Origin of the sequence: Sphingobacterium prati (assembly GCF_013167215.1) — a bacterium.
GTDB classification, from domain to species: Bacteria; Bacteroidota; Bacteroidia; order Sphingobacteriales; family Sphingobacteriaceae; genus Sphingobacterium; species Sphingobacterium prati.
Genome location: NZ_JABJWY010000034.1, coordinates 787,207 through 811,079 on the forward strand (window position 1 = coordinate 787,207; position 23,873 = coordinate 811,079).

Consider the following 23,873-nt stretch of genomic DNA (forward strand, 5'->3'; position numbering starts at 1 on the left):
TATTGCTCTTTAATCCCTTAAACCTCGACCTGCCTTCTGGATTCTTCCTTGTTGGTTCAGATCGCTTAATATTTTATCTAAGATACCATTAATAAATGTATTACTTTTTAATGTACTGAATACCTTAGAGATTTCAATATACTCATTTATTGTCACTTTCACAGGAATCGATGGAAAATTAACCAATTCGCATATTGCCAATCGCATCAATAAAGTATCCATCAAAGCAATACGATCTGATTCCCAGTTTTTTGTTTTATCAGAAATTAGCTTCTGATATTCATTTGTATTGCGAATTGTCTTGCCCAACAACGCGATCACATAATCACTATCGTCATTCCAGTTTTGGGTTATTTCAGCAAGTTTATTTTTACGCGGATCTTCTGAACTGAAGTTCTTAAAAGTCTTTGCGATCAATGCCTGTAACACTTCCTTATCTACTGGCCAGTTGATAAATTTCTCCTCAAAAACCTGCTCAATAACAGGTGATTTCAGAATGATCTTTTTAAAGATATGTTTAATGATATCCTTTTCCGTACCAATCGAACGATCTTCTTGCTGTAAATATTCCAAATATGCTTCAGAATCCTTCAATTGCAAAAATACTGTACGCACGATTTCCGGATCAAAGCTCCATGAAATTTTATATTTTTTGACTCCCTCAGCATATTGCGGATTTTGTCTTAATGACTCAATAAAAGTATTTGTACTTAACTTGGTCGTTAAAGACAAGTCTTTTTCAGTTGGCAAAAATTTGTTGGCTCTGCCTTCTGCGTCTATCAATACATAATCGGATACCTCATCCAATAGATTCAGTGTCCAGATATACATCTCGTAGACCTCATCCACATTTTTTAATAGTGCTTTTTCAAATGTTTTGATGTCTTTGTCTTCTGTAAGACTGTACGCATAAAGCGTTTGCACTACTTTTACCCTCAGGTGTCTCCTGTTTAACATAGTAATTTTAAAGAACGATTTTTTTATAAACTAATAAATAAGAACGATTTTGGAAAGAAGACTATCTTTTGATTTTTTTAATATCTTGGATACGTTTCTCCGCTATGCGATTGGCCGCTTCAAAAGTAGAGATATTCTCTTCTTTTGATTTTTTCAATACGTCTCTAGTCGCATTATATATATTTTTGATCACAAATTCTGTGTGATCTACCCCATAATTCTGAATTTCTGAATAACAACTAATCAATGCCCCTGCATTGATCAAATAGTCCGGCGCATATAATATACCTCTTTCGTGAAGGATGGTACTTGTCATTACTTCATCTTTCAATTGGTTATTTGCCGAGCCTGCAATAATTTTACATTGCATTTTTTGCGCCGATTCGGGGTTTACCGTACCGCCCAATGCACAAGGAGAATAGACATCAAACTCATGATCGAATACTTCATTGTATGGGATCGGCTCAGCTTTGTATTTCGCTGCCACCTTAAGCATTTTCTCTTCTGTGATGTCGCTCACATATACACGTGCATTTTCCTCACGTAACATAGCGATCAATCGCTCTCCGACACTACCTACCCCGTGTACAATAACTTTTTTACCTGCTACACTCTCCGATCCATACAACTCCTTCAAACAGGCTTTAATACCGAAATAGACACCTTGGGCTGCAAAAATTGATGTATCTCCAACCCCACTGCCATGAATCGCTTTGGGCAAACCAGCAACATGTTCTGTCTCTGTATAAATATATTCTAAATCACGTTGTGTAGTTCCTACGTCCAATGAAGCAATAAAGTTACCATTCAATCCTTCAATAAACTGGCCCAAACGACGCAATAAAACCTCAGATTTGTCCAAACGGCTATTTCCGATAATAACGGCACTTCCGCCACCCAAATTTAATCCAGTAATGGCAGATTTATAGGTAATAGCCTTGGATAAACGTAAAGCATCCTCAATAGCTTCTTCTGTCGTTTCGTATGGTAACATACGAACCCCTCCTATTGCCGGCCCCAAAGTGGTGTCGTGGATCGCAACAATAGCTTTTAAGCCCACTAATTCATCATTACAGAAAAATAAGTTTTGATGACCAGACTGGCTCATCAATTCAAAAATAGAATTTTGAGATGTTGACATAAAATGTACTACTCTAATTTGTTTTAATTTTTTAAGGTACTTGTTGCAAAAGTAGGAAAATTATTCGTTGTGCATAATATCTTTTTTTATCCAAGACTTAACATTTGATTTCCGAATGACAGTAATTTCATCGAAATATAAAAGCATTTTGCTGAATTAGTTCTATTTTTGTATCCATAATATGAAGGATCTCGCCTACTTAAATAAGTACTTTTATAAATACCGTTGGAAACTCGTTCCAGGGGTTATTTTTGTTATCGTTTCCAATTACTTTGGGGTACTCCCAGCTAAAGTCATTCGCGAAGCCTTTGACCTTGTACAGGAAAACATTTATCTCTACCGTCTTTTCGACGGCTTTGACAGACAAGAGCTGATTTACAAGGTATTTGGCACGAGCTTATTGTTCTTCGGGTTTGTCGTATTACTGCTTTCACTGTTGCGCGGAATTTTCCTATTCTTTATGCGCCAGACAATTATTCTGACTTCCCGCTATATCGAGTATGACCTTAAAAATGAAATTTACAATCATTATCAGGAATTGAATTTCGGTTTTTTTCGGAAAAACAATACGGGCGACCTAATGAGCCGTGCAACGGAGGATGTCAACCAGGTGCGAAATTATCTTGGACCTGCGATTATGTATGCCATTAATACGATAGTCCTGTCCATTATGGTTATCTATGCCATGTATAGTGTCAATGGAAGACTAGCGACCTACGCATTGGCTCCTATCCCAGTCTTATCAATTATCATCCTTTTTGTCAATAAAATTATCAATAAACGCAGCTTAAAAATACAAAAGCAGCTTGCAAACCTCTCTTCCTTTGTCCAGGAAACCTTTGCTGGCATCCGTGTAATCAAGACATATACCCGGGAGCAGAACAAAATGGAAGCATTTGAAAAGGAAAGTACCATTTACCGCAACACCGCATTGGATCTGGTGAAGGTACAAGCCGTCTTCTTTCCGCTTATTTTGTTGCTGATTGGTCTGAGTACTGTCATTACGATCTATATCGGTGGAATTGAAGTTGCCAAAGGAACAGTTACTGCCGGAAATATTGCCGAATTTATTATCTATGTCAATCAATTGACTTTTCCGGCCATGTCTTTAGCATGGGTGACTTCGCTGGTACAACGTGCAGCCGCATCACAAAAACGGATCAATGAGTTTTTAGAAACACAATCGCCGATCATCAATGGTCAAATAGACAAAGAAATCGCCGGAGAGATCAAGGTGGAAAATATATCGTTCACTTACCCAGAAACAGGTATACAGGCCATTAAAAATATATCTTTCCAGGTGCCTATCGGCAAGACACTGGCGATTATTGGAAAAACTGGTTCGGGGAAATCTACCTTGGCCAATCTGCTGCTGCGCATGTATGATATCGACAGCGGTAATATCCAATACGATGGTGTTGCCTTAAAGGAGCTTAACTTCAAAAATCTTCGCCAACAAATTGGCTTCGTTCCACAGGATGTATTCTTATTTTCAGATACGATTGCCAATAACATCGGTTTCGGACTGGATCGCTTCACGCAGCAGCAGATCGAGCAGGCCGCGAGAGACGCTGCTGTGTACGACAATATTATCGCTTTTAATGAAGGGTTTGAAACGGCTGTTGGCGAGCGTGGCATCACACTTTCGGGCGGTCAAAAACAACGTGTATCCATCGCCCGGGCATTAGTAAAAGAACCAAACGTATTGATCTTTGATGACTGTCTATCAGCTGTAGATACCAAAACAGAAGAAACAATCTTACGCTCGTTGAGCCGTATCATGAAAGGCAAAACCTGTATCTTTATTGCCCATCGGATTTCGACCATAAAAAACGCGGACCACATCCTTGTTATGGATCAAGGTGAAATTGTCGAACAGGGTACACACCTTGAATTAATGGAGAAAAGAGGCGAATATTTTGAACTCCATGAAAAACAATTGCTGGAAAGCGTGGAAGGATGAAATGACAATAAAAAGGGTATAAAATTAAATATCCCTGAATTCAGCTAAAGAAAACAGGGATTATCTCTTCTAAATTTGCCTTATACATTTATATCACACATTTTATCGTATAAGTATCATGGAGAGAAACCAAGTGCAGGGCACATCATCAAACGACGGCAAGACCGTTGCTATCATTTCTTATTTAACATTAATTGGTCTAATTGCGGCCATCATCATGAACAATAAGGAAAAGACCGCGTTAGGTCAGTTCCACATCAGACAGAGTGTAGGTATTATGGTCACAGGATTGGCACTGGGCTTATTGCGCTTCATCCCCGGCATAGGTGGATTAATGATGAATATTGTTGGAATAATCTTGCTTATCGCTCTTATATTAGGTTTAATTGCGGCATTCTCGGGCGAAAAAAAAGCACTTCCTTTTATTGGTGAAAAATATCAGCAATGGTTTAATATGATTTAATCCGTTACCTATAAAAAATAATGTTGCAAAAACTAAAGAGGATGCTAAAAGTTAAAATTAAGAGCTTTTAGCGTTCTCTTTCGTGTTTGGATGTACCCATTCTAATTATCTTCCTGGCAAGCACCTTAAGGCCGTATCCAAAAATAGGTTAAGCTAAGCAGATCCCCTCTACTTTCCATAAAGCTTTTACTTTTGCTATCTCGGGATTATACTGGCAGCTGTTCCGGCTTTTCCTCTTTGAAAAAAATAGCGAACAGGAGCAGACAGAAAAATGAAATCCCTGCCGGTATAAACCATAGGTACTCCCAAAATTGGTCCGCATAGCCTGCCTTGAGATAATCTGACACCGCGCCAGCCACCCAAAATCCAATCAGCATTCCCACGCCATACATGGCAATCGTAATCAGGCCCTGGGCCGAGGCCTTATATTTTTCTCCTGCAATACGATCGGTATAAATCTGCCCGACGACAAACATAAAATCATAGCAAATTCCGTGCAGGACAATACCTAAAATAAGCAGAAACGCTTTTTCCTGTCCATTTCCAAAAGCAAAGAACAGATACCGCAATCCCCATGCGGCAATGCCCATTAAAATCATTTTCTTATAGCCTAAACGTCTAAAGAAAAATGGAATCAACAGCAAACAGATCGCTTCTGAAAACTGTCCCAATGCCATTTTTGCGGTTGGATTTGCCATACCGACATTGACCAAAAAAGGGTTGGCATTTTGATAATAGAACGAAATGGGTATACAGATCACAATTGCGGTAACAAAAAATATGAGGAAACTCTTTTGTTTTAACAGCCCCAGGGCATCTAAGCCAATGGCTTTTCCAAAATCAAATTTTTCGCCTTTTACATGTATGTGTGGTGTAGTCTTTGGAAGAAACAAGCTAAACAACGCTAAAAAGACAGAACACACAGCGCCCATAATAAAGGTATTGTGCAAAGCGCCCTGAGTAATTGCTTCAGGACTATCCCAGCGGAATAAATAGCTGATCACGAGCCCCGAACAAATCCACCCGACCGTTCCCCAAACACGTATCCCGGGAAAATATCTTTTGGCGTCCCCTATATGCCGGAAAGCAATACCATTGGAAAGGGACAGCGACGACATATAAGCCATGAAGTAAATAAAAACATAGGGGTAAAAATGACCGGCATCAGGTGCTTGGGACATTCCATAAAGCAATGCAGCGCCTATGAGATGTAAAACCGAGAGTACCCGCTCTGCATTAAAATAGCGGTCTGCCACAAAACCAACAAAGAAAGGCGCGAAAACCGCACCTAGGGACTGGGTAGAAAATATATTGGCAACTTCCATTCCGGAGGCATTCAGGGATTTTATCAGGTAGGTACCCAGTGTAACAAACCAAGCTCCTTTAATAAAATACTCCAAAAACATCATCAGGGACAATTGGAGTCGTAAAGTAAGTGTCATAACGGTTTAGAATTGTTTCTGTTTACGAATATATCATTTATTTAGCACACCTATCTATCAGGGAAGCATGCCTCCGTGTAACGATCTGCTTACCATATTCCATATGATCTGTACTCATGATGTCACCCTGAAGCTCTTGAGCGGAGGGCCACATGCATTCGAGGTAATCCTGTTGTCATCACTCCGGCAAGGCATTCCGCATAAAATTCAACCAGTTCTGGCTGGCAATTTTTGCAAGATCAGCATTGCTGTAGCCACGTTGCTTCAATAGTCCGAAAACCTTTTGGATATCAGCGATGGTCTCCAGGTCATAAGGACATTGTTCACGACCAAAGGCGCCATCCAGATCACTCCCTACACCTACATGATTTACATTTCCCGCCAATTGACAGATATGGTCAATGTTATCGGCCATAATTTCCATAGAGCAATTGCTGGATCTGGGATCAGAAATACCCCGCACCCAGTTGGGCACCATCATCCAAGCATCCAGGGCAATGCCAATAACAGCCTCCTTCTGCACTAAGGCTTTGATCATCTCGTCGCTAAACTGCCGATTGTGATCAACAAATTTGCGGCAGTTGTTGTGACTGGCCCAGATTGGTCCATGATATCGCTCTATCACATCCCAAAACGCATCATCATTGAGGTGCGTAGCATCAAGGATCATACCCAACCGCTCCATTTCGTGCAGTAACTGGAGGCCATGCGCGTTAAGTCTGCCGGAAGAATCGGTCCCGTTAGCATATCTCCCCGGGCCGTAATGTGCCGGACCAATTGCACGCAAACCGTAATTATAAGCCTTTTCCACATAGCTAATATCCACCAAAGAATCAGCTCCTTCCAAACTCAGTAGATAACCAATCGGCTTAGGAGTCTGATCCGTTCCGTCAGACCACAACGCTATATGCTGATCCAAATCAGACTTTGTCTTGATCATTTTCAGGTGCCCATCTGCTTCCATGGCTTTATACCAAGCCAGTTGCCCTTGTGTTTGCGCCCAAGCCTGCTCTGCTGAGTACCAGCCCGGCAATGTGCTATCGGGGCGCACAAAACGTGCAATCTGTGTTGCGACGACTATACCGATGTTCCCTTTGCGTAGTTCTTCAAAAGTAACCGTAGCCTTTGCCCGGTCGGGTTTATCGTTCATCCCCTGCTCCCTCCGGTTTAATTCCTGAATGGGGAGCCGAAGATCGCGGTTCCATTCCATGGCGTTCATGCTCAGGTCTAAGTGTGCATCTACCACCAAGGGCATTTCAAATTCATACATATCAATAATTTATCTTTTTACTTCGCGCAAATACCTTCCAAACCTGTTCAGCAGTGCCCTTCTCTACGACCTGTAACTCGTCGTAACAAGCGACTGTAGGACAGATGTGCCGTGGCACACAATATAGCTCATCGCCAATCTTAAAATCGGCACTATCGCGCACTTCCACGACTAGATGCTCCTCACTCTGCATTTTGATCTCTCCGATCCGCTGGTCAAAAAATCTGACTCGTGGCTGTAGTGACTCGCTTGCAACGGATTTGTAGCCAAGATCTAAGCACAAATATCTGTGATTGACGATGGAAACAACACGTGTGAGCAATACAGCGGCTATTAGAAATTCCTGTTCGGCATAATTTTCGGCGTAACCAAAATCCCAAAACACAAAGGTGCCCGGGCTACATTCCACATCATGACGTCCTGCATGGAACGGAAAACTTGGCGATCCCCCGATCACTTTTGTTAAGGGCGTAGCAATAGAGCCTTGTGCCATCAGGTAAGCCATGTCGAGCACACTGTAAGCCTGCAGACTTTGTTGTTGGCGTATTGTGTAGTCTTTATCATGAATATGTCCATCATAGCCGTGCACACCCAGCAAATGAATACCATCCAACAACTGAATAGCTAACACAAGACGTTCCATTTGCGCAATAGAAGCCCCCGTACGCCCCATACCAATGTTTACATCAATATATATAGCGATAGGTTTGCCTCTTTCTAGCCCTCGTATTGACAGCTGATTTGCAGAATCAGCATTGTCTACCAGGCAGGCGTAGTGTGTATTGGGAAATGCATCGATCAAGCGCAACAAACGATCAATCTTTGGCCCCACCGGCTGATAGGCCAACAAAACATCCTTTGCTCCTACCGTACCAAGCAGTTCGGCCTCAGCAATGGTGGCACATTTGAATTTGTTAATCCCCTTTTCCAGCAACAGTTGGCAGACTTCTTTACATTTGTTAGTTTTGATATGGGGCCGTAAACGATTTACGTCCCCTTGCACAAACTTCAGTGCGCGATCAATATTCCGAACAATACGATCAGGATACACCAGCAGTGCCGGTGAATCTACCTGATCAACATTCTGTACCCGATACCAAGTTTCCATGCTCCACTGGTTAATGCAATTCGAATAGTGCTTCGATCTCAACAGGAATATTATCCGGTAAAGAGCCGAAACCTACAGCGCTACGTGTACCGATTCCGTTTTCCTCACCCCAGACCGCAGCAAACAACTCACTGCAACCATTGATCACGCCAGGATGATATAGAAAATCGGCTGTACAGTTGACCATACCCAATACCTTAATGACCCGCTTAATTTTATTTAATGAACCTAAATTAGTTTTAATCGTCGATAGCATCGTCAAACCGACCTGTCTGGCCGCAAGTTTTCCATCCTCAGGGCTGATATCACTACCAATCCTTCCTATAATGAGTGAAGCATCATCCTGTACCGGTCCATGCCCAGAAAGATAAAGATACTTGCCATCAATCACATATGGTTTATATACACCTTTAGGTGCCGGCGCTGGCGGTAATGCCAAACCTAATTTTTCAAATTGTTCGTCTGCGTTGTACATCATCAATGATTTTAAAGTTTAAAAATATAAGAGCTAATATAAAATTATTTGCAATAGCAAAACAGCTACAAGCCCGACAATGGAAACGATCGCTTCCATGACCGACCAGGAAAATAACGTATTCTTAACACTCAAGCCAAAATATTCCTTGAATAGCCAAAAGCCAGCGTCGTTGACGTGGGATAACATAAGACTTCCTGCCCCAATTGCCAGCACCATTAGATTGGGATCTACCTTACCTGCTGTTACGATAGGTAACAGAACACCTGCTGCCGTCAGCGCAGCAACTGTCGAGGACCCGACGCAGCCTCTAATGACCGCAGTAATTAACCAAGCTAACAATAAAGGCGAAATAGGAAGTTGCTGTAGGGTATTGGCAAGCAATAGGCTCACACCACTATCTTCCATTACTTGTTTGAACACACCTGATCCGGCAATAATCAGCAAGATCATCGCGATATCGCGGACTGCGGATTCATAGATTGACATTACATGCACCATGGAACGACCAAGTCTCAATCCCAACAAATAGGTCGCCACAACAATAGCAATGGCCATCACAACTGTTGGGCTACCTATAAATTTCAACCAACGTTGTACTGTCCCACCCTCTGTAGGGTATAGATAGGGTATGAGTGTAAATAAGATAATCAGCAGAACGGGAAGTAGTGCCACCACCATACTTGTACCAACAGTAGGCCGTTTATAGTCCGGCTGCTCAGCAGTTTTCTCCAGCCGAAATATAGATTCCTGACTGGGGAGCATGTTTTTCAGCCGACGGCCAAAGATTGGTCCACCTAATACAATCGCTGGAATAGCAATCAAAAGACCATAAATCAGTGTCAGTCCCAGGTCTGCATGAAATAATGCCACTAGTGCAACAGGAGAAGGATGAGGCGGAATAAACCCGTGTGTTACCGACAATGCGGCCAACATGGGTAAACCGATATACACAGCAGGCAACTTATAACGATAGGAGATCGAAAAAATTAAGGGTACCAATAGGACAAAACCAATACCATAGAACAACGGAATCCCCACCACAAAACCTGTCAACATCAAGCCCCATTGCAAGTATTTCTCCCCCATTAGACGGACCATCTGTACAGCAATGATTTCCGCAGCGCCACTTTCAGCAACAATCTTCCCCAACATTGCGCCAAGCACAATAATCAGTGTCAGGCTGCCCATCACCCCCGCAATCCCTTTTTCAACAGTACCAACCAGTTGGTCGGGCGCAATCCCCAAACACAAACCGCTGAGAATAGAAACCAATAAAAAGGAAAGAAACGCATTTATCTTAAAATAAGTAATGCATAGGATAAGCAAACAAATGCTGATTACAATGAGGATTATGGTCATTATATCATTATTAGGTCCGAGCCATCAAAAGAGAGGCGTAATAAAATTTTGGTCTAGTAAATCATTTTTCATTCTGAAAGTACAATTATTTTCCAATTTATGCAAGTAAAATTGAAATATAATACGCATATCGCTGCTTGGTAAAGCAAAATTAGAGCAGCTATTGAACCTAACTTTAGCATCGAAGATTCAGCTCGTATGGAGTCACTCCGTTTAAAAAAGAGGTATCCAAAGATGATACTTGAAAACTAATTTGAGTACAAGAAGGTGCAGCCGTTTTAAAGGCTACAAGGATAAAGGACAACAAAGATTGGGCATATTTTAAGAATAGGGTTGTCTAAATATGAGCTGTCTCCCCATTTGGTCGAAGACCTGTGGAATTCACTTCATATTTTAGACAACCCTTCGTTTATTATCCTGTGATTTAAGCTACTAAGCAGCAAGGGATAACAACCTTATTTGCGCGGAATTTCCTTTAAGATTTCGAGGACGAAATTCCAGTATTTTTGAACAGAAGATATAGAAGCACGTTCTGCTGGCGAGTGCGCCCCCAATATCGTTGGTCCAAAGGAAATCATGTCCATACCTGGATAGTTGGTTCCCAATATACCGCATTCCAATCCGGCATGACAGGCTACAACTTCCGGAGCTTCGCCATGTTGTTTCGTATAAATGGATTTAAGCACTTCTAAAATTTCAGAATTTGGATTGGGCGCCCATCCCGGATAATTACCAGAGAACTCCACTTCAAAACCACCTAATTCAAAGGCTGCCTGCAAAGAATACGCCAGGTCAAACTTGGACGTTTCGACCGAAGATCTGGTTAAACATTTAATCGCAATCTGCCCGTCCCCTACCTCAACTTTAGCGATATTGTTGGAAGTTTCAACCAGATCCTCAAAATCAGCACTCACACGGTAAACACCGTTCAAAGCCGCGTAAATAGAATGGATTAAATTCTCCTGCACTTGAACAGGAATAACTTCCGCATGGGCAACATCACTCGGTTCAACCACGATCTCCATAGCGGGTTCAGTGGTGGCAAACTCAAATTTGATGGCCTGAGCCAATTGTGTGAGTTCCTCGACGAAAACTGCCGATTTATCTTTATCAACGACTACGTTGGCTACACTTTCCCGCGGGATCGCATTGCGAAGGCTTCCTCCCAATAAGGAGGCGATACGTAATCCATAGCGTTCATTTGCCTTAAATAACAACCGGTTCATCACCTTATTGGCATTGGCATAGCCCTTATGAATATCCATGCCTGAATGTCCTCCATGCAAGCCTTTTACGGTAAGCTCAAACGATACGGTATCTGACGGACGGGCCTCGGTGATATAAGATCGTGTTGCAGTAACATCAATACCGCCCGCACAACCGATGTCAATCTCATGATCATTTTCAGTATCCAGATTCAATAAGATCTCACCTGACAGAACGCCACCTTTTAATCCCAATGCTCCAGTCATTCCAGTTTCCTCATCAATGGTAAACAAAGCTTCAATAGCCGGATGAACGATTTCTGCTGATTCCAAAATAGACATGATTGTGGCAACGCCCAGACCATTATCTGCACCCAACGTAGTTCCTACAGCTTTTACCCAATCCCCATCGACATACATTTTAATACCTTCGTTATCGAAATCAAAAACAGTGTCATTATTCTTCTGGTGAACCATATCCAAATGCGATTGCAATACGATGGTTTTACGATCTTCCATTCCCAAACTTGCGGGTTTCTTGATCAACACATTGCCAATTTCATCCACACTGGTCGCTAAACCCAATGATTCCCCAAAATCTACCATAAATGTAATGACACGTTCCTCTTTTTTTGAAGCCCTAGGAACAGCATTCAATGCAGCGAAATTTCTCCAAATTGCTTTTGGTTCTAATTTATCTAAACTATTTTCAGTCATATCTAAAAATTTGTACCCGTCAAAGTTAATCCATTTTTATAATATATCCTGCCATTATCCGAAGCTTGTAAAAACAAAATCCCGTCGCTGATCGTTCTTATAGGAGTGTATACATGAAAAACATAGCAATGCATAAACCTGTAAAAGTAGAGCGAAAAGACATTTATTTTAAACCGGACAAGAAAAGGGTGTTGGCAAGATTCTTCTTTCTTGGCGACGACCGAACAATCAAAGTACTCAAGCGTATCCTGGCGCTGAGCGAATCTGAACGCAAAGAGGTTTTTGGTCAGGTTCTCCGTAGCTACACAAAAAGACATCGCAGTATTGTGAATATTTTTGAGCGTAATTTTGAACGTGTGAGCCATTTATTGGAGAAAGTCCCCTTTCCAAAAGACAGGCTCAGTCAACTAGACAAGCTATTGATTGGCTCTTATTTTACCATGGAATATTCCATTGAGTCGGCAGCACTCTTCAATCCCTCCATTGTCGAACATCCAGATCAGACTGAGCTTTTTAAGGGCGAGAAACGTGTGATACTCAGCTTCAGAGCCACTGGTGAAGGTCATGTTTCCTCGATTGTATTTCGTGCCGGAACACTTGACGTAAACAATAATATTCATATAGATTATATCGGCAATTTGTTGGATAAGCCTATTCAGGTCAAAAATCATCGTTATCATAAGGAATCATTTTTAAAAAAGATGAATGAGCTACATGCTGAGCCTACCGAAGTCAAAATGAAACTTGAGCAAAAATTAACCGCAACCTTTACTTATGAAGAACTCAAGCGTTATATTGACGAAGTCAGACAGGACAGCGAAGAAAATTTGGAGAACATCACCTTTTTGCAACAAGCACTGTGGTTAGCCTCGTCCCATTATGAAATGACATTTTCCCTGGACACCTCCATTTCCGAACGCGTGATCTTCCCAATAGCGGATACAGAAAAAAGAGGCATCGAAGATGCCCGCTTTGTCCAATTTAAGGATGAAAAAGGAGAAACTATCTATTATGCGACCTATACAGCTTATGATGGTTTTAGTATACTGCCCAAGCTCTTGACTACAAAAGACTTTTACCATTTTAAAGTAAAACCGATCTACGGAGAGATCGCCAATAAGGGTGCTGCACTCTTCCCCCGAAAGATCAACGGAAGGTATGCCATGCTTTGCCGCATTGACGGCGAAAATAATTATATTGCTTATTCCAATAACATCAATATCTGGCAAGAAACGGCCATACGGATCCAACAGCCTGAATACGCCTATGAATATGTGCAAATAGGCAACTGTGGTTCGCCAATAGAGACAAAATATGGCTGGTTGATTTTGACACATGCTGTCGGCCCGATGCGCGAGTATGTCCTTGGTGCAGCACTGCTGGATCTGGATAACCCCCATGTGGAGATAGGACGTTTACACAGCCCCCTGATGACCCCCAATGACGAGGAACGTGAGGGCTATGTCCCCAATGTCATTTACTCATGTGGTGCCTTAGTCCATAACGACACGCTCATTTTGCCGTATGCCATGTCAGATTATGCGTCGACCTATGCCACCATTAATCTAGAAGAACTATTGCTTGCTATTTTGAATCCTGAGCGTTATCAATAAAAGCGCAGTAAACCACGATATAGGCGAGATAAAAACAAAGGGTACTTTCGGCGCCCTGGTTTCTATTGATTCCATAAGATTCTAGGCCGTCGCAACAGCCTTTTGTTTCCTCGTCATATAACCCCAACTTTAAGTCGTTTTCGCCCAAAAACCAACGAAAGGATGCAATCATACGGGCGAAATAAACTTTTTTATTTGTCAAGCGAAAAGCTTCACGATACATAAACACCATTGCTGTGACGTCGAGCGGTTGCTGACCAAATTTACTGACCTGCTTTCCCTTTTTAGCCCATTCCTGGTTTCCGACCAGCGAGAGTGCACCATTTTGAATCGTCATACTTTCCAAGAATGTCATGGTCAATAATCCCAGATGCTTTACGGACTCGTCATTGAGAAAGGGATAGGCGGTAAGCAAAGCATAAGGTAAAATTGCGTTATCATAGGCTAACACCGGCTCAAACCATTGCCAATCGTCAGCCGCACTTGCTTCATATTCTTTCATTAACTTACCAATTAGCTGACGCATCAACTCAACCATAACTTCATCATTGGATTGATGATGCAAATATTCGGCAATTCCCAGTATTGTATAAGCGATGGCCCGATTGGACCGCAATTGGCTAAAATGTGGTACAGATCGAAAAAACAACTCGTGTCCCATCTGGTAATAACTCGTCAATTTTGTTTCCCTAAGGAGTACACCTAACGCCCACATCGTCCTACCAAATGAATCCTCTGATCCAACTTCATCAAGAAAATTATGTTGGAAACTCATAAAGTTGTGAAACAATCCATCCTCACGCTGATGATAATAGATGTAACTCAGGTAGGTAGAAATCCGACGATCGAGCTTTTTGTCTGCAAAATCACGCTCCGCCAACAAGGTTACCAGCAACGCTCGTGCATTGTCGTCCAAACAATACCCCTCCTTGTAATTAGGTAATGAGTATGTCGCATGCTGCAAAATACCGACCTGATTGGTCAAGCGGTCAATATGTTTCCAGCTGAATTTGGGCATTTCATCTTTTGAAAAAGTCACGCTTTCTTTAAAACCGTCAAGTGAAGGAATTACTTTGTCTAAAAGCCGGGTATAGCGAAGCCCAATATTTTTCCAGGTTATTTCTTTACCAAAGGCTCGGGCATTGTCACGCAAGGTGGTACGGTATTCTTGATTGCTAAACAACGCCGCCAAGGTTGCTGCCATTACAGTCGGATTTTTGAATTCGACCAAAACTCCCCGACCTTCAGCCAATAGCTCCTTTGCATGCCAATAAGGGGTGGATACAACAGCTGCTCCCGCTCCAATTGCGTATGATAAAGTGCCACTTGTGATTTGTGCCTCGTTGACGTATGGTGTCACATATACATCACAGGCCGATAAATAGGTAACAAGATCGGACTGACTTACAAAAGAGTTGACAAATTGTACATGCTCATCTAAATGATAGGAAGCAACTAAACTCTTCAGATACTCACGGTATTCCTCTCCAGAATGCGCAAGCACATTAGGATGTGTCTTACCAACAATCAAGTAAAGAAGATCAGGTTCACCCTTGACAACTTCGGCAAGCGACTCGATCACTGTTTCTATTCCTTTATTTCGGCCTATAAAACCGAAAGTAAGTAAAACCTTTTTACCTGAAAGCCCTTTTTCTGCTTTGGCCTCTTCCTGAGTAAGGTGAAATTCAGGTACACCATGATGGATGAGCCTAACTTTCGTGGTGTTTACCCGATAAACAGATTTTAGCAGCGTAATCGCATAATTACTCATCACTACTACAATTGAGGCACGTTTGACTATTTCAATTAAGATCGCTTTTTCATCGACATTTGGCTTTTCTAAAATAGTATGGAAGTTTACCAATAAAGGAATATGAAGCGCGTTAATGAGTGAAAGGATGTACATACCGCTATTTCCTCCGAAAATACCATATTCATGCTCCAAGATAACGCAATCATAACCGTTGTTATTAATATAGTTGGCGGCTTCGATGTAAGAAAGCTGATGGTGCTGATCAATGGTAAAAACGACTTCACGGGGATAATTGTAAGGTCGGTCTGCAACTGCAATAACATGTTGCGTTAGATTCTGATTATGTAGTGCCACTGCGTGTAACAGATCCGAAGTGAACGTAGCGATACCACATTCTTTGGGCAGGTAGGTACTGATATAAGCGATTTTCATTATATAAACTTATTTTGAATAAAAGCCTTTCGTGATAGCAAAAGAATTCTGTATGTCCATTATCTAAATGCTTCTCATCAGCAAATTGTTTGTAAATACTGAATTAATTATCTTAAATCAATAGCTTCCGCCAATATATGTTTACCCTTATTTTATCTATCTAGGCGGAGCCTAAAAAACTTCCTGTATATTTGCTCCAGATCAAAAACAGTGACTGAATGAAATCACCTAAGGATAAAATGATTGCCGGCATCCCATATATTGATTCGGATGGACAACTATTTAAGGAAAGACAATATGCTAAGGAGGAACTCAAGCGTTTCAATGATTCCGAACCAAAACAGATTAAATTCAGAAAACAGATCATTCAAAAACTATTTAAATCAACCGGTACGCGATTCTTTCTGGAACCCCCATTCCGCTGCGATTATGGTTATAACATTTCAATAGGTGAAAACTTTTACTGCAATTATAACTGCACCATATTAGATGGAGCACCGGTTACAATAGGTGAAAATGTATTATTCGGGCCCAACGTAAGTCTTTTTACCGCAGGTCATCCGATTTATTTTAAAACAAGAAATCAGGGTTGGGAATTTTCAGCACCTATTGTAATTGAAGATAATGTATGGATAGGAGGTCAGGTGGTAATTAACCCCGGTGTCCGCATCGGTAGAAATTCGGTCATTGGATCTGGCTCGGTCGTCACCAAGGATGTCCCAGCAGATGTGGTTGCCGCAGGAAATCCATGTCGTATCATCCGTTCGATCACTGCGGAAGATCACCTGGATTACACGCTGATCCCGACGGTATAAATAAGCCTTCCCGTATCAAAATAACGTCATAATACGAATAAAGATCCAAAACATGCTTAAGCTATTATGTTAAAAAGAAGTAGTTTTGTCCAATTGGATCAGCATGAGATTGTATATGACAGGACGTTTATTTTTTATAATTTCACTCTTTTTTTGTTTGGTCTGCTGTTTACCCAAGCACACGACGGCGCAAAGTGAACTGGTTATATTTCAGGACAGCAGCATTAAGCTAGCCCCACGATCTGCACGGCAGATTTTGGGTTCTGAAAAGTTAAGTGTAATGCATTCTTTTCAGCGAGACAGCTGCCTAGTTTATACGAATCTTAAAAAAAATTTCTCAAAAAATTTTCAGCTAGATATTCAAACAGACACCGTATTCCACAACCCGAAAAGATTATGGACCCGAGCGGGGATTGAGTGGTTCTCCTTCCAGGCCTTACCTGCCTCATTCAATTACTTTGTACGCAAGGATCCTTATTCGCACATCAGCTTAAATAATTGGATCAAACATCTCAACCCGAAAGCCTGGGCTTGGGATGACAATGCCTTTGCGACGAATCAGATCGCCCACCCCTACCATGGACAGCTTTATTTTAATGCATTTCGTTCCAATAACTTTACATTTTGGGAGTCTTCTGTCGCTACGGTAGCAGGGAGTTTTCTTTGGGAAACAGCAGGTGAAACGCAGGCACCATCAATAAATGACCTTGTTAACACCTCTTTTGGTGGTATTATATTGGGTGAAATGACGCATCGTTTATCGCAAAACGTTCTATCCAGACCGACCCACTCAGTGGCCGAACGGCAAAGTAAAGAATTTCTGGCATTTTTGATCAACCCTATCAATGGCTTAAACCGCTTATTGGATGGGCGCTGGGGAAGAGTTGTTAAAGGACAAGTAATTGACAGTTCGCGTGTACAGGCGGAATTTGATTTAGGTGTCAAGCGCTTCGATGCTAAAGAGGGAAATATTATAGAAAAGGGAAAAAATGATATATATGCCCGGTTAAAACTTCTTTATACCAATGGTGAAGTAGACCAAAAAAAACCTTTTGACGATTTTTATGTCAATCTTGAAGTAGGCTCAGATGACAGTTCTTTTGTCAATTCACTTAACGTCTACGCGTCATTATATGGTAAACGTATTTTCAAGAAATTACCCGGAAGGCATCTGGGGCTTGTCTCCGCCAACTATGATTTCATCCATAATGAGGCTTTTTTCTATGGAGCACAAAGTGTGAATTATAATGTCATTTCCAATTTTACCTTTGGGAAGCACAACAAACTAACAACAACAATCGGTGGCGGCCCCGTGGTATTGGCGGCTGTGCCGGATCCCTACCTCCGCTTTGGTGACAGCCGGAATTACAACTACGGTCCAGGCGCTGACCTGCGCGGATCTATAGACATCAGCGTTTGGAAGAGATTAAAATTGGGATTGAACTATCATGGCGGATACTTTGTTACCCTCAGCGGAAATGATTCGCACTATTTTCTGCACACAGCTGCCGGCAACGCCAGTTTGAGACTACTCAAAAATTTCTCATTAAATGCCAGTTCGGGCTACTTTCGACTCGAAGGAAATTTTAAAGACTATCCCGATATTGATAAGGATTACCCCTTTGTGCGGTTATCACTGGGATATAATGTCCTCTTCTAAATTATAGATAAACCTTCCTATTCTATCGGATTCTTCGACCAGAACAAACCCATTATGAGTCCAGAAATAGTGGTCTTGTAAGCTTGTTCGAACAAAAAGGCAATGGCCATCGAAGGTTTTGACAAATTGCCGCGCATAACGAAGCAATGCACAGCCTATCCCCTGCATTCTAAAATCGGGATGGACAGCAAGATAAAGAATCTCGTACTCATCGTCTGAATGCCGCAACGTCAATATACCAACAACATCGTTTTCATGATAAGCCGCAAAATGAGATGCTTCAAAATCCTCGTCTAGCATAACCTCTGCCAACTGTCCTTTCGAACTAAAAACTTCCTTTCGAAGTTTCCAGGTACGAGCCGCAAATACCTGCTCAATATACCATTTCGTCATCAGGATACCTCCAGTTCTAAAAACGCCGCAGGAAGATAATCCACGATATCAGAGGGCAATAAAGAATAAACGCCGATCGCCTGCACGGCAATATCCGCAGCCCGACCATGCAAATAGACTCCCATCAGCAAGGCTTCTTGCGAAGGATATCCCTGCCCTAGCAAAGCTGTCAATATTCCCGTCAAAATATCCCCGCTTCCCCCCGTAGCCATTCCTACATTGCCCGTACTGTTGAAATAGATTGCTCCATCGGGTGTAACCATAGCGCTGTTGGCACCTTTTATCAAAACGTATAAGTTGTATTCCGACGCAAAGGCCTTCACCTTCTCTAACTTTTCAAAATCGTTCTGCCAAGTTCCCAATAGCCTGCTTAGCTCTTTGGGATGCGGGGTTAATATACTCCCTTTTGGGACAAATTGCCATAATTTGGGCTCCTGCGCCAATATATTCAGCGCATCAGCATCTAATACCAAAGGAATATCAATCCCACGCAAGATAAATACCTTGAATGCATCAATTGTAACTTGCGCTGTCCCCATGCCGATCCCGATACCGATAGACTGAAAGCTGCGATTATCTGGAAATTGGCTAATCAAATCTTCCTCGGGATCGCTCAATACCATCGCTTCTGGCACAGCTGTCTGAATACTTGTATAACCGCAGGCGGGAATATAAGTGGTAGCCAAACCGCAGCCTGCACGTAAAGTTGCCTTTAGTGCCAATTGCACAGCCCCCATCTTTCCCCGGCTCCCACCAATAATCAGGCTATGTCCAAAGGTTCCTTTATGGTCAAATTTTTTTCGTTTCCGATAGAAGGTCTTTAAAAAAGTGAAATCAACGTAGTGAAAGGCTGCGTCAACCTGATCTATGGAGGATTTGCTCAGTCCAATATCCAAAACCTTGAATGCTTTAGCCCACACGCTATTCTCGGGCATTAATAAGCCTAATTTAGGAGACTGGAATGTATACAGCATATCCGCTTCGATCACTGGCGCATCCGGCGCTGTGGTCGCATCAGTTAATAAACCTGACGGCATATCAATGGCATAAATAAGCCCTGCACAATGGTTAATGCTTGTAATAAGGTTGCGCCAATTGTCATCCAATGGGTGCTTCAGCCCATAGCCAAATAAGCAGTCCAGCACAATTACCCCAGCAGGGATATGAATCGTGCTTGCAGGCGTGATTTTCTGTATAACATGGGTAGGCAAGCGGTTTTGGTTCGCTAAATTATCTGCTGAATAATCCATTGCATCGATCAAGTATACACTGACTTGAGCCTGTTGTTGATCCAAAAGCCTGGCCAGCACCAATCCATCACCACCGTTATTACCTTTACCGCAAAAAATATAAAAAGTATGTTGCGCCAACTGAGGGTATAGCTGCTTTATTTCCCTAAAAACAGTAGTTGCTGCCCGTTCCATCAACTCGAGGCTGCTGATCCCCTGATCTTTCATGGTCTGTTGATCTACCAAACCCATTTGGGTGGCCGAAAGTATCTTCATGTTTGCTTTATTTGCATTGAGGCATCTGTTTTCGAATTCTTCTGCAAACAAATGCCTTTTCTAATTTACTTAGAAAATAGCGCACAAGCAAGATCGGAACACTATTCGCTCATAGTCAATTCCTTCACACCACCAGTACGTTTCAACGTGCCCCAGGTACTTAATTCACCTTTAATGGCTTTTCTAACCGATTTCAACAGCACAAAATACATCAGTTGACGCCAGAAAAAACGTTGTGGAAACAGGTAAATCAAATTTTTAATTTTCTCACCTTCCATCCGAAAAGCGATGCCAGCAAAGAAAATATCCACAAATACAAAGAGAAAGTAATAAAACATGACCTGACCAAAACCGTTGTGCAGTGAGAATAATCCCGCGATACCGGTCCAGCTGATACCATTCACTTCACTCAAAGAAAACAGACCGCCAACAAGGGAAAATAACATAAATAGATCTGCCAGCGGTGCGAACAAAGGCAGGATGATCTGAAAAACTAAAATATTAGGCATACCTACCATTCCAAAATAGCCGTATTTGGGATTTAATAATGTGTTCTTATTTTTCCAGAAACTTTGCAGCACACCGAAACTCCAGCGAAAGCGTTGTTTGAAAAGCATTTTTACGGAATCTGGTGCTTCAGTAAAGGCAATAGCCTCTGTAGAGTTGCGTACCGTATAACCTGCTTTCAGTATACGCATGGTCAAATCACAGTCTTCTGCCAATGTATCTGTTGTAAAGCCACCAACTTCTATAATAACGCAGCGCCTGAAAGCACCAATTGCGCCGGGAACGACAGCAATCATATTAAGCAGGTCAAAAGCCCGTCGATCCATATTTTGGGAAGTGATGTATTCAATAGATTGCCACTGCGTCAGCATATTATGCACATTTCCCACTTTCACGCTGCCAGCAACGGCTGCAATCTGATCACTATGAAAATACTTCATCAGCATCCGCAGTGCGTTGGTCTTTAGCTGTGTATCCGCATCTATACAGAGTACAAATGCAGCTTTAGATTGTTGAATACCATAGTTCAATGCCGATGCTTTTCCACCATTTGGTTTCGTAAACAACCTTACTTTTGGATGATCACCGTATACCTGGCTTACAATTTCGAAGGTTTTATCTTTTGATCCATCATCAACAAAAATTAACTCATAAGCCGGATAATCGAGATGAAGCAGGCTTTTGATCGTCGCCAAAACGGTTACTTCTTCGTTATAAGCAGGTATAATAATACTGACCTTGTCCTGTGGGTCAGCAATTAATTTGGATTGCTCCTTCTTATTTTTCTTTTTTTGCCGTATTGCCAAATAGGCAATCATCACCGTCCGAAGGATTGCCAATACAATGGCTATTGAAAAAATCAAGTTAAGGAAGATATTACCGTAGAACAACGTTCCAAGAAAAAGGCGATTGAATGAGCCACTGAAACCCGAATCCGAAGCATTTTGCACAGGTGGCATCAGCTCGTCCCGCTTCTTGCTCATCAAGTCCCCTATTGTCGCAAATTTATACCCATTTTCCTTAAAATAATGGATAATGTGGGGCAATGCCGCTATGGTCGCTTCTCTGTTGCCTCCAGCATCATGTAACAAGATAATATTACCATTATTCCGTTGTTTTATAACTTCCGTATAAATTTCATCCGCAGTACGTCCTGGGACCCAGTCATTCGGATCAATGTATTCACCGACATTAATGTAGTTTTCCTTTCGGCTCTGGGCGACGGGAAGAATCTCGGCTACAGTCTGCGGTTCAGCATCTGCATTAAACGGTGCACGGAAAAGAATAGTACTATGCCCAGTGATACATTCTATGATCTTTCTCGTTGCATTTAGCTCAAATTTCACCCTGTTGGGACCAATCGCCGACATATCTGGATGGAAAAAAGTATGGTTACCAAGTTCATGCCCTTGCTGGTATTCTTTTCGGACCAGATCCATATTCTTTTCGGCCATTACCCCAACGAGAAAAAACGCGGCCGGAACATGCTCTCTTTTTAAAATATCCAACACCTCGGGTGTATATGTTGGATCTGGACCATCATCAAAAGTCAGCACAACAGTTTTATCCTTTTCACCGAAGCGCTTGATGACATAATTGCTCGGAATTTGGACATACCGCTGATTTTGAATTAAGCCGGTAATGGAATCATATACAAATTTGACCATGCCGGGTTCAGGACTATTAACCAAATCAAGAATCTCGCCATCACCAATATATTGTATCCCACCGACATTAATTTTACTGATCTTCTTAAAATTAAAAGGCTCTTTTGCCAAATCATCGTGATCCAATGACTTGGAGATAAAAGACCATAAACGGGCATCCTCACTTCCCAATCGCCAGAGCGCTATACCCGCCAACCCCCAATCGTCAGCTTTACGAATCAGGTTGAAGTAGGTCGCCGCATCGGTGAAATAGACATCGTGCCGCATACCAGTTCCATCCTGATAACTAAAATTGAGGTTAGCAGACGCTGGGTCAAAGTGAATATTTGCGTTGTAATTATGAGCCAGAATAACAGCATTATCATAGGTCAGGGTCTGGCCTACTTTCCCAACAGGCCAGTCATACCCATAACAGGCCAATGCCAAAATCACCTTGTCAGCATCCACTTTACTGCATAATATATCTAGATTCTCTTCTACCCAGGTCTGATGGGAAATTACGCCAGCATTACTTTCAACTGAATGCTGATCATAGGCCATCAAAATGATATAATCATTATATTTTTGTAATGAAACGGGATCGTAATCATCATTTTCCGGCGAGATATCTTGTGAAACAAGTAAACCTTCGGCATGGAAAACTTGATAGATCCGCGCCATAAAATCATTTAGAGGCTTACGGTCATTCAATTGAAGATTTTCAAAGTCAATATTGATTCCTGAAAAACCATTACGCTTTATTTTGATCAGGATATCATCAATAAAACGTTGTTGCCTTACCGGATCCCCAAGTATTGTTCGCACCGTCTGCCCATCAAAATCATTGCCACTGAAATTGGAAATCTGGGCAATAGCTTTGCGCTTATATTGATGAATGACATTCAAGGCAGCGGTATCTGCTTTATCCACAATTGTATCTTGGCCGGGCACTGTAAAAAAAGATTCCATTGCAACCATATCCAAGTGGCCAATGTTACGCCTTAAGTCGGACAGGGATTGCTGACGAACCTCATTGGACCAAGAACTGACATAAAACCCCATGTTAATCCTATTTTTATTGCCCAGGTGCTTTGAGTGTTTTAGCTCTCGATCCCGTTTGATCTTTTGAAGTTCTGATTTGGCAACAGCAAATTCTTTGAACTGTCTGGATTTTTTAAGCATAGCAGTAGACCTTGCTGTCAATGGCGCATTTGTATTAATGGTTGGAAATGGAGGTATCTGAATCTTGCCCAGGGTATAGAGAACGCATACAATGGCTATGACCATTGAAATGATCATAGCCCTGCTCATCCATGAGAAAGCGTACCAACGCTTTTTGCTCGAAGTCTGAAAAATCTGTTTTTCTGACATAAATTATTGCAATTAACTTTGGCTAAGCTACATCAGAAAATGATCCAAAAAGCTCCTAGACAGCTTAAAAAATTC

General features: G+C 41.8%; 17 protein-coding genes. 5 read left to right on the top strand and 12 right to left on the bottom strand.

What is annotated here, in order from left to right:
• Positions 1 to 9 precede the first annotated feature (9 nt).
• Positions 10 to 957, bottom strand: a complete 948-nt coding sequence (nusB, locus tag HPC41_RS13555; RefSeq protein ID WP_172394524.1) for a transcription antitermination factor NusB — start codon at positions 955 to 957, stop codon at positions 10 to 12.
• Positions 958 to 1,018: 61 nt separating this feature from the next.
• Positions 1,019 to 2,098, bottom strand: coding sequence for a Glu/Leu/Phe/Val family dehydrogenase (locus HPC41_RS13560; protein WP_172394525.1), 1,080 nt, complete (start codon positions 2,096 to 2,098; stop codon positions 1,019 to 1,021).
• Positions 2,099 to 2,279: 181 nt separating this feature from the next.
• On the opposite strand from HPC41_RS13560, the gene HPC41_RS13565 reads away from it, so the two are divergent.
• A complete protein-coding gene (locus HPC41_RS13565) occupies positions 2,280 to 4,061 on the top strand; it encodes an ABC transporter ATP-binding protein (RefSeq protein ID WP_172394526.1) in 1,782 nt (593 codons plus the stop codon).
• 118 nt (positions 4,062 to 4,179) lie between these two features.
• The gene (locus tag HPC41_RS13570) at positions 4,180 to 4,524 is read left to right on the top strand and encodes a magnetosome magnetite crystal formation protein family (RefSeq protein ID WP_172394527.1); all 345 of its coding nucleotides are present in this window, start codon (positions 4,180 to 4,182) and stop codon (positions 4,522 to 4,524) included.
• Positions 4,525 to 4,730: 206 nt separating this feature from the next.
• On the opposite strand, the gene HPC41_RS13575 is transcribed toward HPC41_RS13570, so the two are convergent.
• From HPC41_RS13575 to HPC41_RS13600, 6 genes are all read right to left on the bottom strand, one after another.
• Positions 4,731 to 5,966, bottom strand: a complete 1,236-nt coding sequence (locus HPC41_RS13575; RefSeq protein WP_172394528.1) for an MFS transporter — start codon at positions 5,964 to 5,966, stop codon at positions 4,731 to 4,733.
• 178 nt (positions 5,967 to 6,144) lie between these two features.
• Entirely contained in the window at positions 6,145 to 7,236 is a 1,092-nt protein-coding gene (locus HPC41_RS13580) for a dipeptidase (RefSeq protein ID WP_246250639.1), read from the bottom strand.
• A 1-nt stretch (position 7,237) separates the two neighbouring features.
• A complete protein-coding gene (locus HPC41_RS13585) occupies positions 7,238 to 8,344 on the bottom strand; it encodes a D-TA family PLP-dependent enzyme (protein ID WP_172394529.1) in 1,107 nt (368 codons plus the stop codon).
• A 10-nt stretch (positions 8,345 to 8,354) separates the two neighbouring features.
• A complete protein-coding gene (locus HPC41_RS13590) occupies positions 8,355 to 8,822 on the bottom strand; it encodes a RidA family protein (protein WP_246250640.1) in 468 nt (155 codons plus the stop codon).
• 30 nt (positions 8,823 to 8,852) lie between these two features.
• Complete coding sequence (locus HPC41_RS13595) at positions 8,853 to 10,181, bottom strand: GntT/GntP/DsdX family permease (RefSeq protein ID WP_172394530.1); 1,329 nt, start codon at positions 10,179 to 10,181, stop codon at positions 8,853 to 8,855.
• Between the two features lie 455 nt (positions 10,182 to 10,636).
• Complete coding sequence (locus HPC41_RS13600) at positions 10,637 to 12,103, bottom strand: aminoacyl-histidine dipeptidase (protein WP_172394531.1); 1,467 nt, start codon at positions 12,101 to 12,103, stop codon at positions 10,637 to 10,639.
• Positions 12,104 to 12,216: 113 nt separating this feature from the next.
• Here HPC41_RS13600 and HPC41_RS13605 point away from each other — a divergent pair, with 113 nt between their 5' ends.
• Positions 12,217 to 13,716, top strand: a complete 1,500-nt coding sequence (locus tag HPC41_RS13605) for a glycoside hydrolase family 130 protein (protein WP_246250643.1) — start codon at positions 12,217 to 12,219, stop codon at positions 13,714 to 13,716.
• Here HPC41_RS13605 and HPC41_RS13610 read toward each other — a convergent pair.
• Positions 13,688 to 15,901 carry a glycosyltransferase family 4 protein gene (locus HPC41_RS13610; protein WP_172394532.1) on the bottom strand — a complete coding sequence of 738 codons (2,214 nt, stop codon included), beginning with the start codon at positions 15,899 to 15,901 and terminating at the stop codon, positions 13,688 to 13,690. The two genes, HPC41_RS13605 and HPC41_RS13610, sit on opposite strands and share 29 nt — an antisense overlap.
• A 218-nt stretch (positions 15,902 to 16,119) precedes the next feature.
• On the opposite strand from HPC41_RS13610, the gene HPC41_RS13615 reads away from it, so the two are divergent.
• A complete protein-coding gene (locus HPC41_RS13615; protein WP_172394533.1) occupies positions 16,120 to 16,716 on the top strand; it encodes a sugar O-acetyltransferase in 597 nt (198 codons plus the stop codon).
• A gap of 103 nt (positions 16,717 to 16,819) precedes the next feature.
• Positions 16,820 to 18,376: a DUF3943 domain-containing protein gene (locus HPC41_RS13620; RefSeq protein ID WP_172394534.1), complete on the top strand. Its 1,557-nt coding sequence runs from the start codon at positions 16,820 to 16,822 to the stop codon at positions 18,374 to 18,376.
• On the opposite strand, the gene HPC41_RS13625 is transcribed toward HPC41_RS13620, so the two are convergent.
• From HPC41_RS13625 to HPC41_RS13635, 3 genes are all read right to left on the bottom strand, one after another.
• Positions 18,350 to 18,769 carry a GNAT family N-acetyltransferase gene (locus HPC41_RS13625; RefSeq protein WP_172394535.1) on the bottom strand — a complete coding sequence of 140 codons (420 nt, stop codon included), beginning with the start codon at positions 18,767 to 18,769 and terminating at the stop codon, positions 18,350 to 18,352. The two genes, HPC41_RS13620 and HPC41_RS13625, sit on opposite strands and share 27 nt — an antisense overlap.
• Positions 18,769 to 20,274 carry an NAD(P)H-hydrate dehydratase gene (locus HPC41_RS13630; RefSeq protein ID WP_172394536.1) on the bottom strand — a complete coding sequence of 502 codons (1,506 nt, stop codon included), beginning with the start codon at positions 20,272 to 20,274 and terminating at the stop codon, positions 18,769 to 18,771. The genes HPC41_RS13625 and HPC41_RS13630 overlap by 1 nt, the downstream gene beginning before the upstream one ends.
• A 101-nt stretch (positions 20,275 to 20,375) precedes the next feature.
• Entirely contained in the window at positions 20,376 to 23,798 is a 3,423-nt protein-coding gene (locus HPC41_RS13635; RefSeq protein ID WP_172394537.1) for a trifunctional glycoside hydrolase family 18/polysaccharide deacetylase/glycosyltransferase family 2 protein, read from the bottom strand.
• Positions 23,799 to 23,873: the final 75 nt, after the last annotated feature.

Bases quoted from the DNA above. Each gene is read 5' to 3' on its own strand.
- nusB (WP_172394524.1), bottom strand. From the start codon at position 957: ATGTTAAACAGGAGACACCTGAGGGTAAAAGTAGTGCAAACGCTTTAT.
- HPC41_RS13560 (WP_172394525.1), bottom strand. From the start codon at position 2,098: ATGTCAACATCTCAAAATTCTATTTTTGAATTGATGAGCCAGTCTGGT.
- HPC41_RS13565 (WP_172394526.1), top strand. From the start codon at position 2,280: ATGAAGGATCTCGCCTACTTAAATAAGTACTTTTATAAATACCGTTGG.
- HPC41_RS13570 (WP_172394527.1), top strand. From the start codon at position 4,180: ATGGAGAGAAACCAAGTGCAGGGCACATCATCAAACGACGGCAAGACC.
- HPC41_RS13575 (WP_172394528.1), bottom strand. From the start codon at position 5,966: ATGACACTTACTTTACGACTCCAATTGTCCCTGATGATGTTTTTGGAG.
- HPC41_RS13580 (WP_246250639.1), bottom strand. From the start codon at position 7,236: ATGTATGAATTTGAAATGCCCTTGGTGGTAGATGCACACTTAGACCTG.
- HPC41_RS13585 (WP_172394529.1), bottom strand. From the start codon at position 8,344: ATGGAAACTTGGTATCGGGTACAGAATGTTGATCAGGTAGATTCACCG.
- HPC41_RS13590 (WP_246250640.1), bottom strand. From the start codon at position 8,822: ATGATGTACAACGCAGACGAACAATTTGAAAAATTAGGTTTGGCATTA.
- HPC41_RS13595 (WP_172394530.1), bottom strand. From the start codon at position 10,181: ATGACCATAATCCTCATTGTAATCAGCATTTGTTTGCTTATCCTATGC.
- HPC41_RS13600 (WP_172394531.1), bottom strand. From the start codon at position 12,103: ATGACTGAAAATAGTTTAGATAAATTAGAACCAAAAGCAATTTGGAGA.
- HPC41_RS13605 (WP_246250643.1), top strand. From the start codon at position 12,217: ATGAAAAACATAGCAATGCATAAACCTGTAAAAGTAGAGCGAAAAGAC.
- HPC41_RS13610 (WP_172394532.1), bottom strand. From the start codon at position 15,901: ATGAAAATCGCTTATATCAGTACCTACCTGCCCAAAGAATGTGGTATC.
- HPC41_RS13615 (WP_172394533.1), top strand. From the start codon at position 16,120: ATGAAATCACCTAAGGATAAAATGATTGCCGGCATCCCATATATTGAT.
- HPC41_RS13620 (WP_172394534.1), top strand. From the start codon at position 16,820: ATGAGATTGTATATGACAGGACGTTTATTTTTTATAATTTCACTCTTT.
- HPC41_RS13625 (WP_172394535.1), bottom strand. From the start codon at position 18,769: ATGACGAAATGGTATATTGAGCAGGTATTTGCGGCTCGTACCTGGAAA.
- HPC41_RS13630 (WP_172394536.1), bottom strand. From the start codon at position 20,274: ATGAAGATACTTTCGGCCACCCAAATGGGTTTGGTAGATCAACAGACC.
- HPC41_RS13635 (WP_172394537.1), bottom strand. From the start codon at position 23,798: ATGTCAGAAAAACAGATTTTTCAGACTTCGAGCAAAAAGCGTTGGTAC.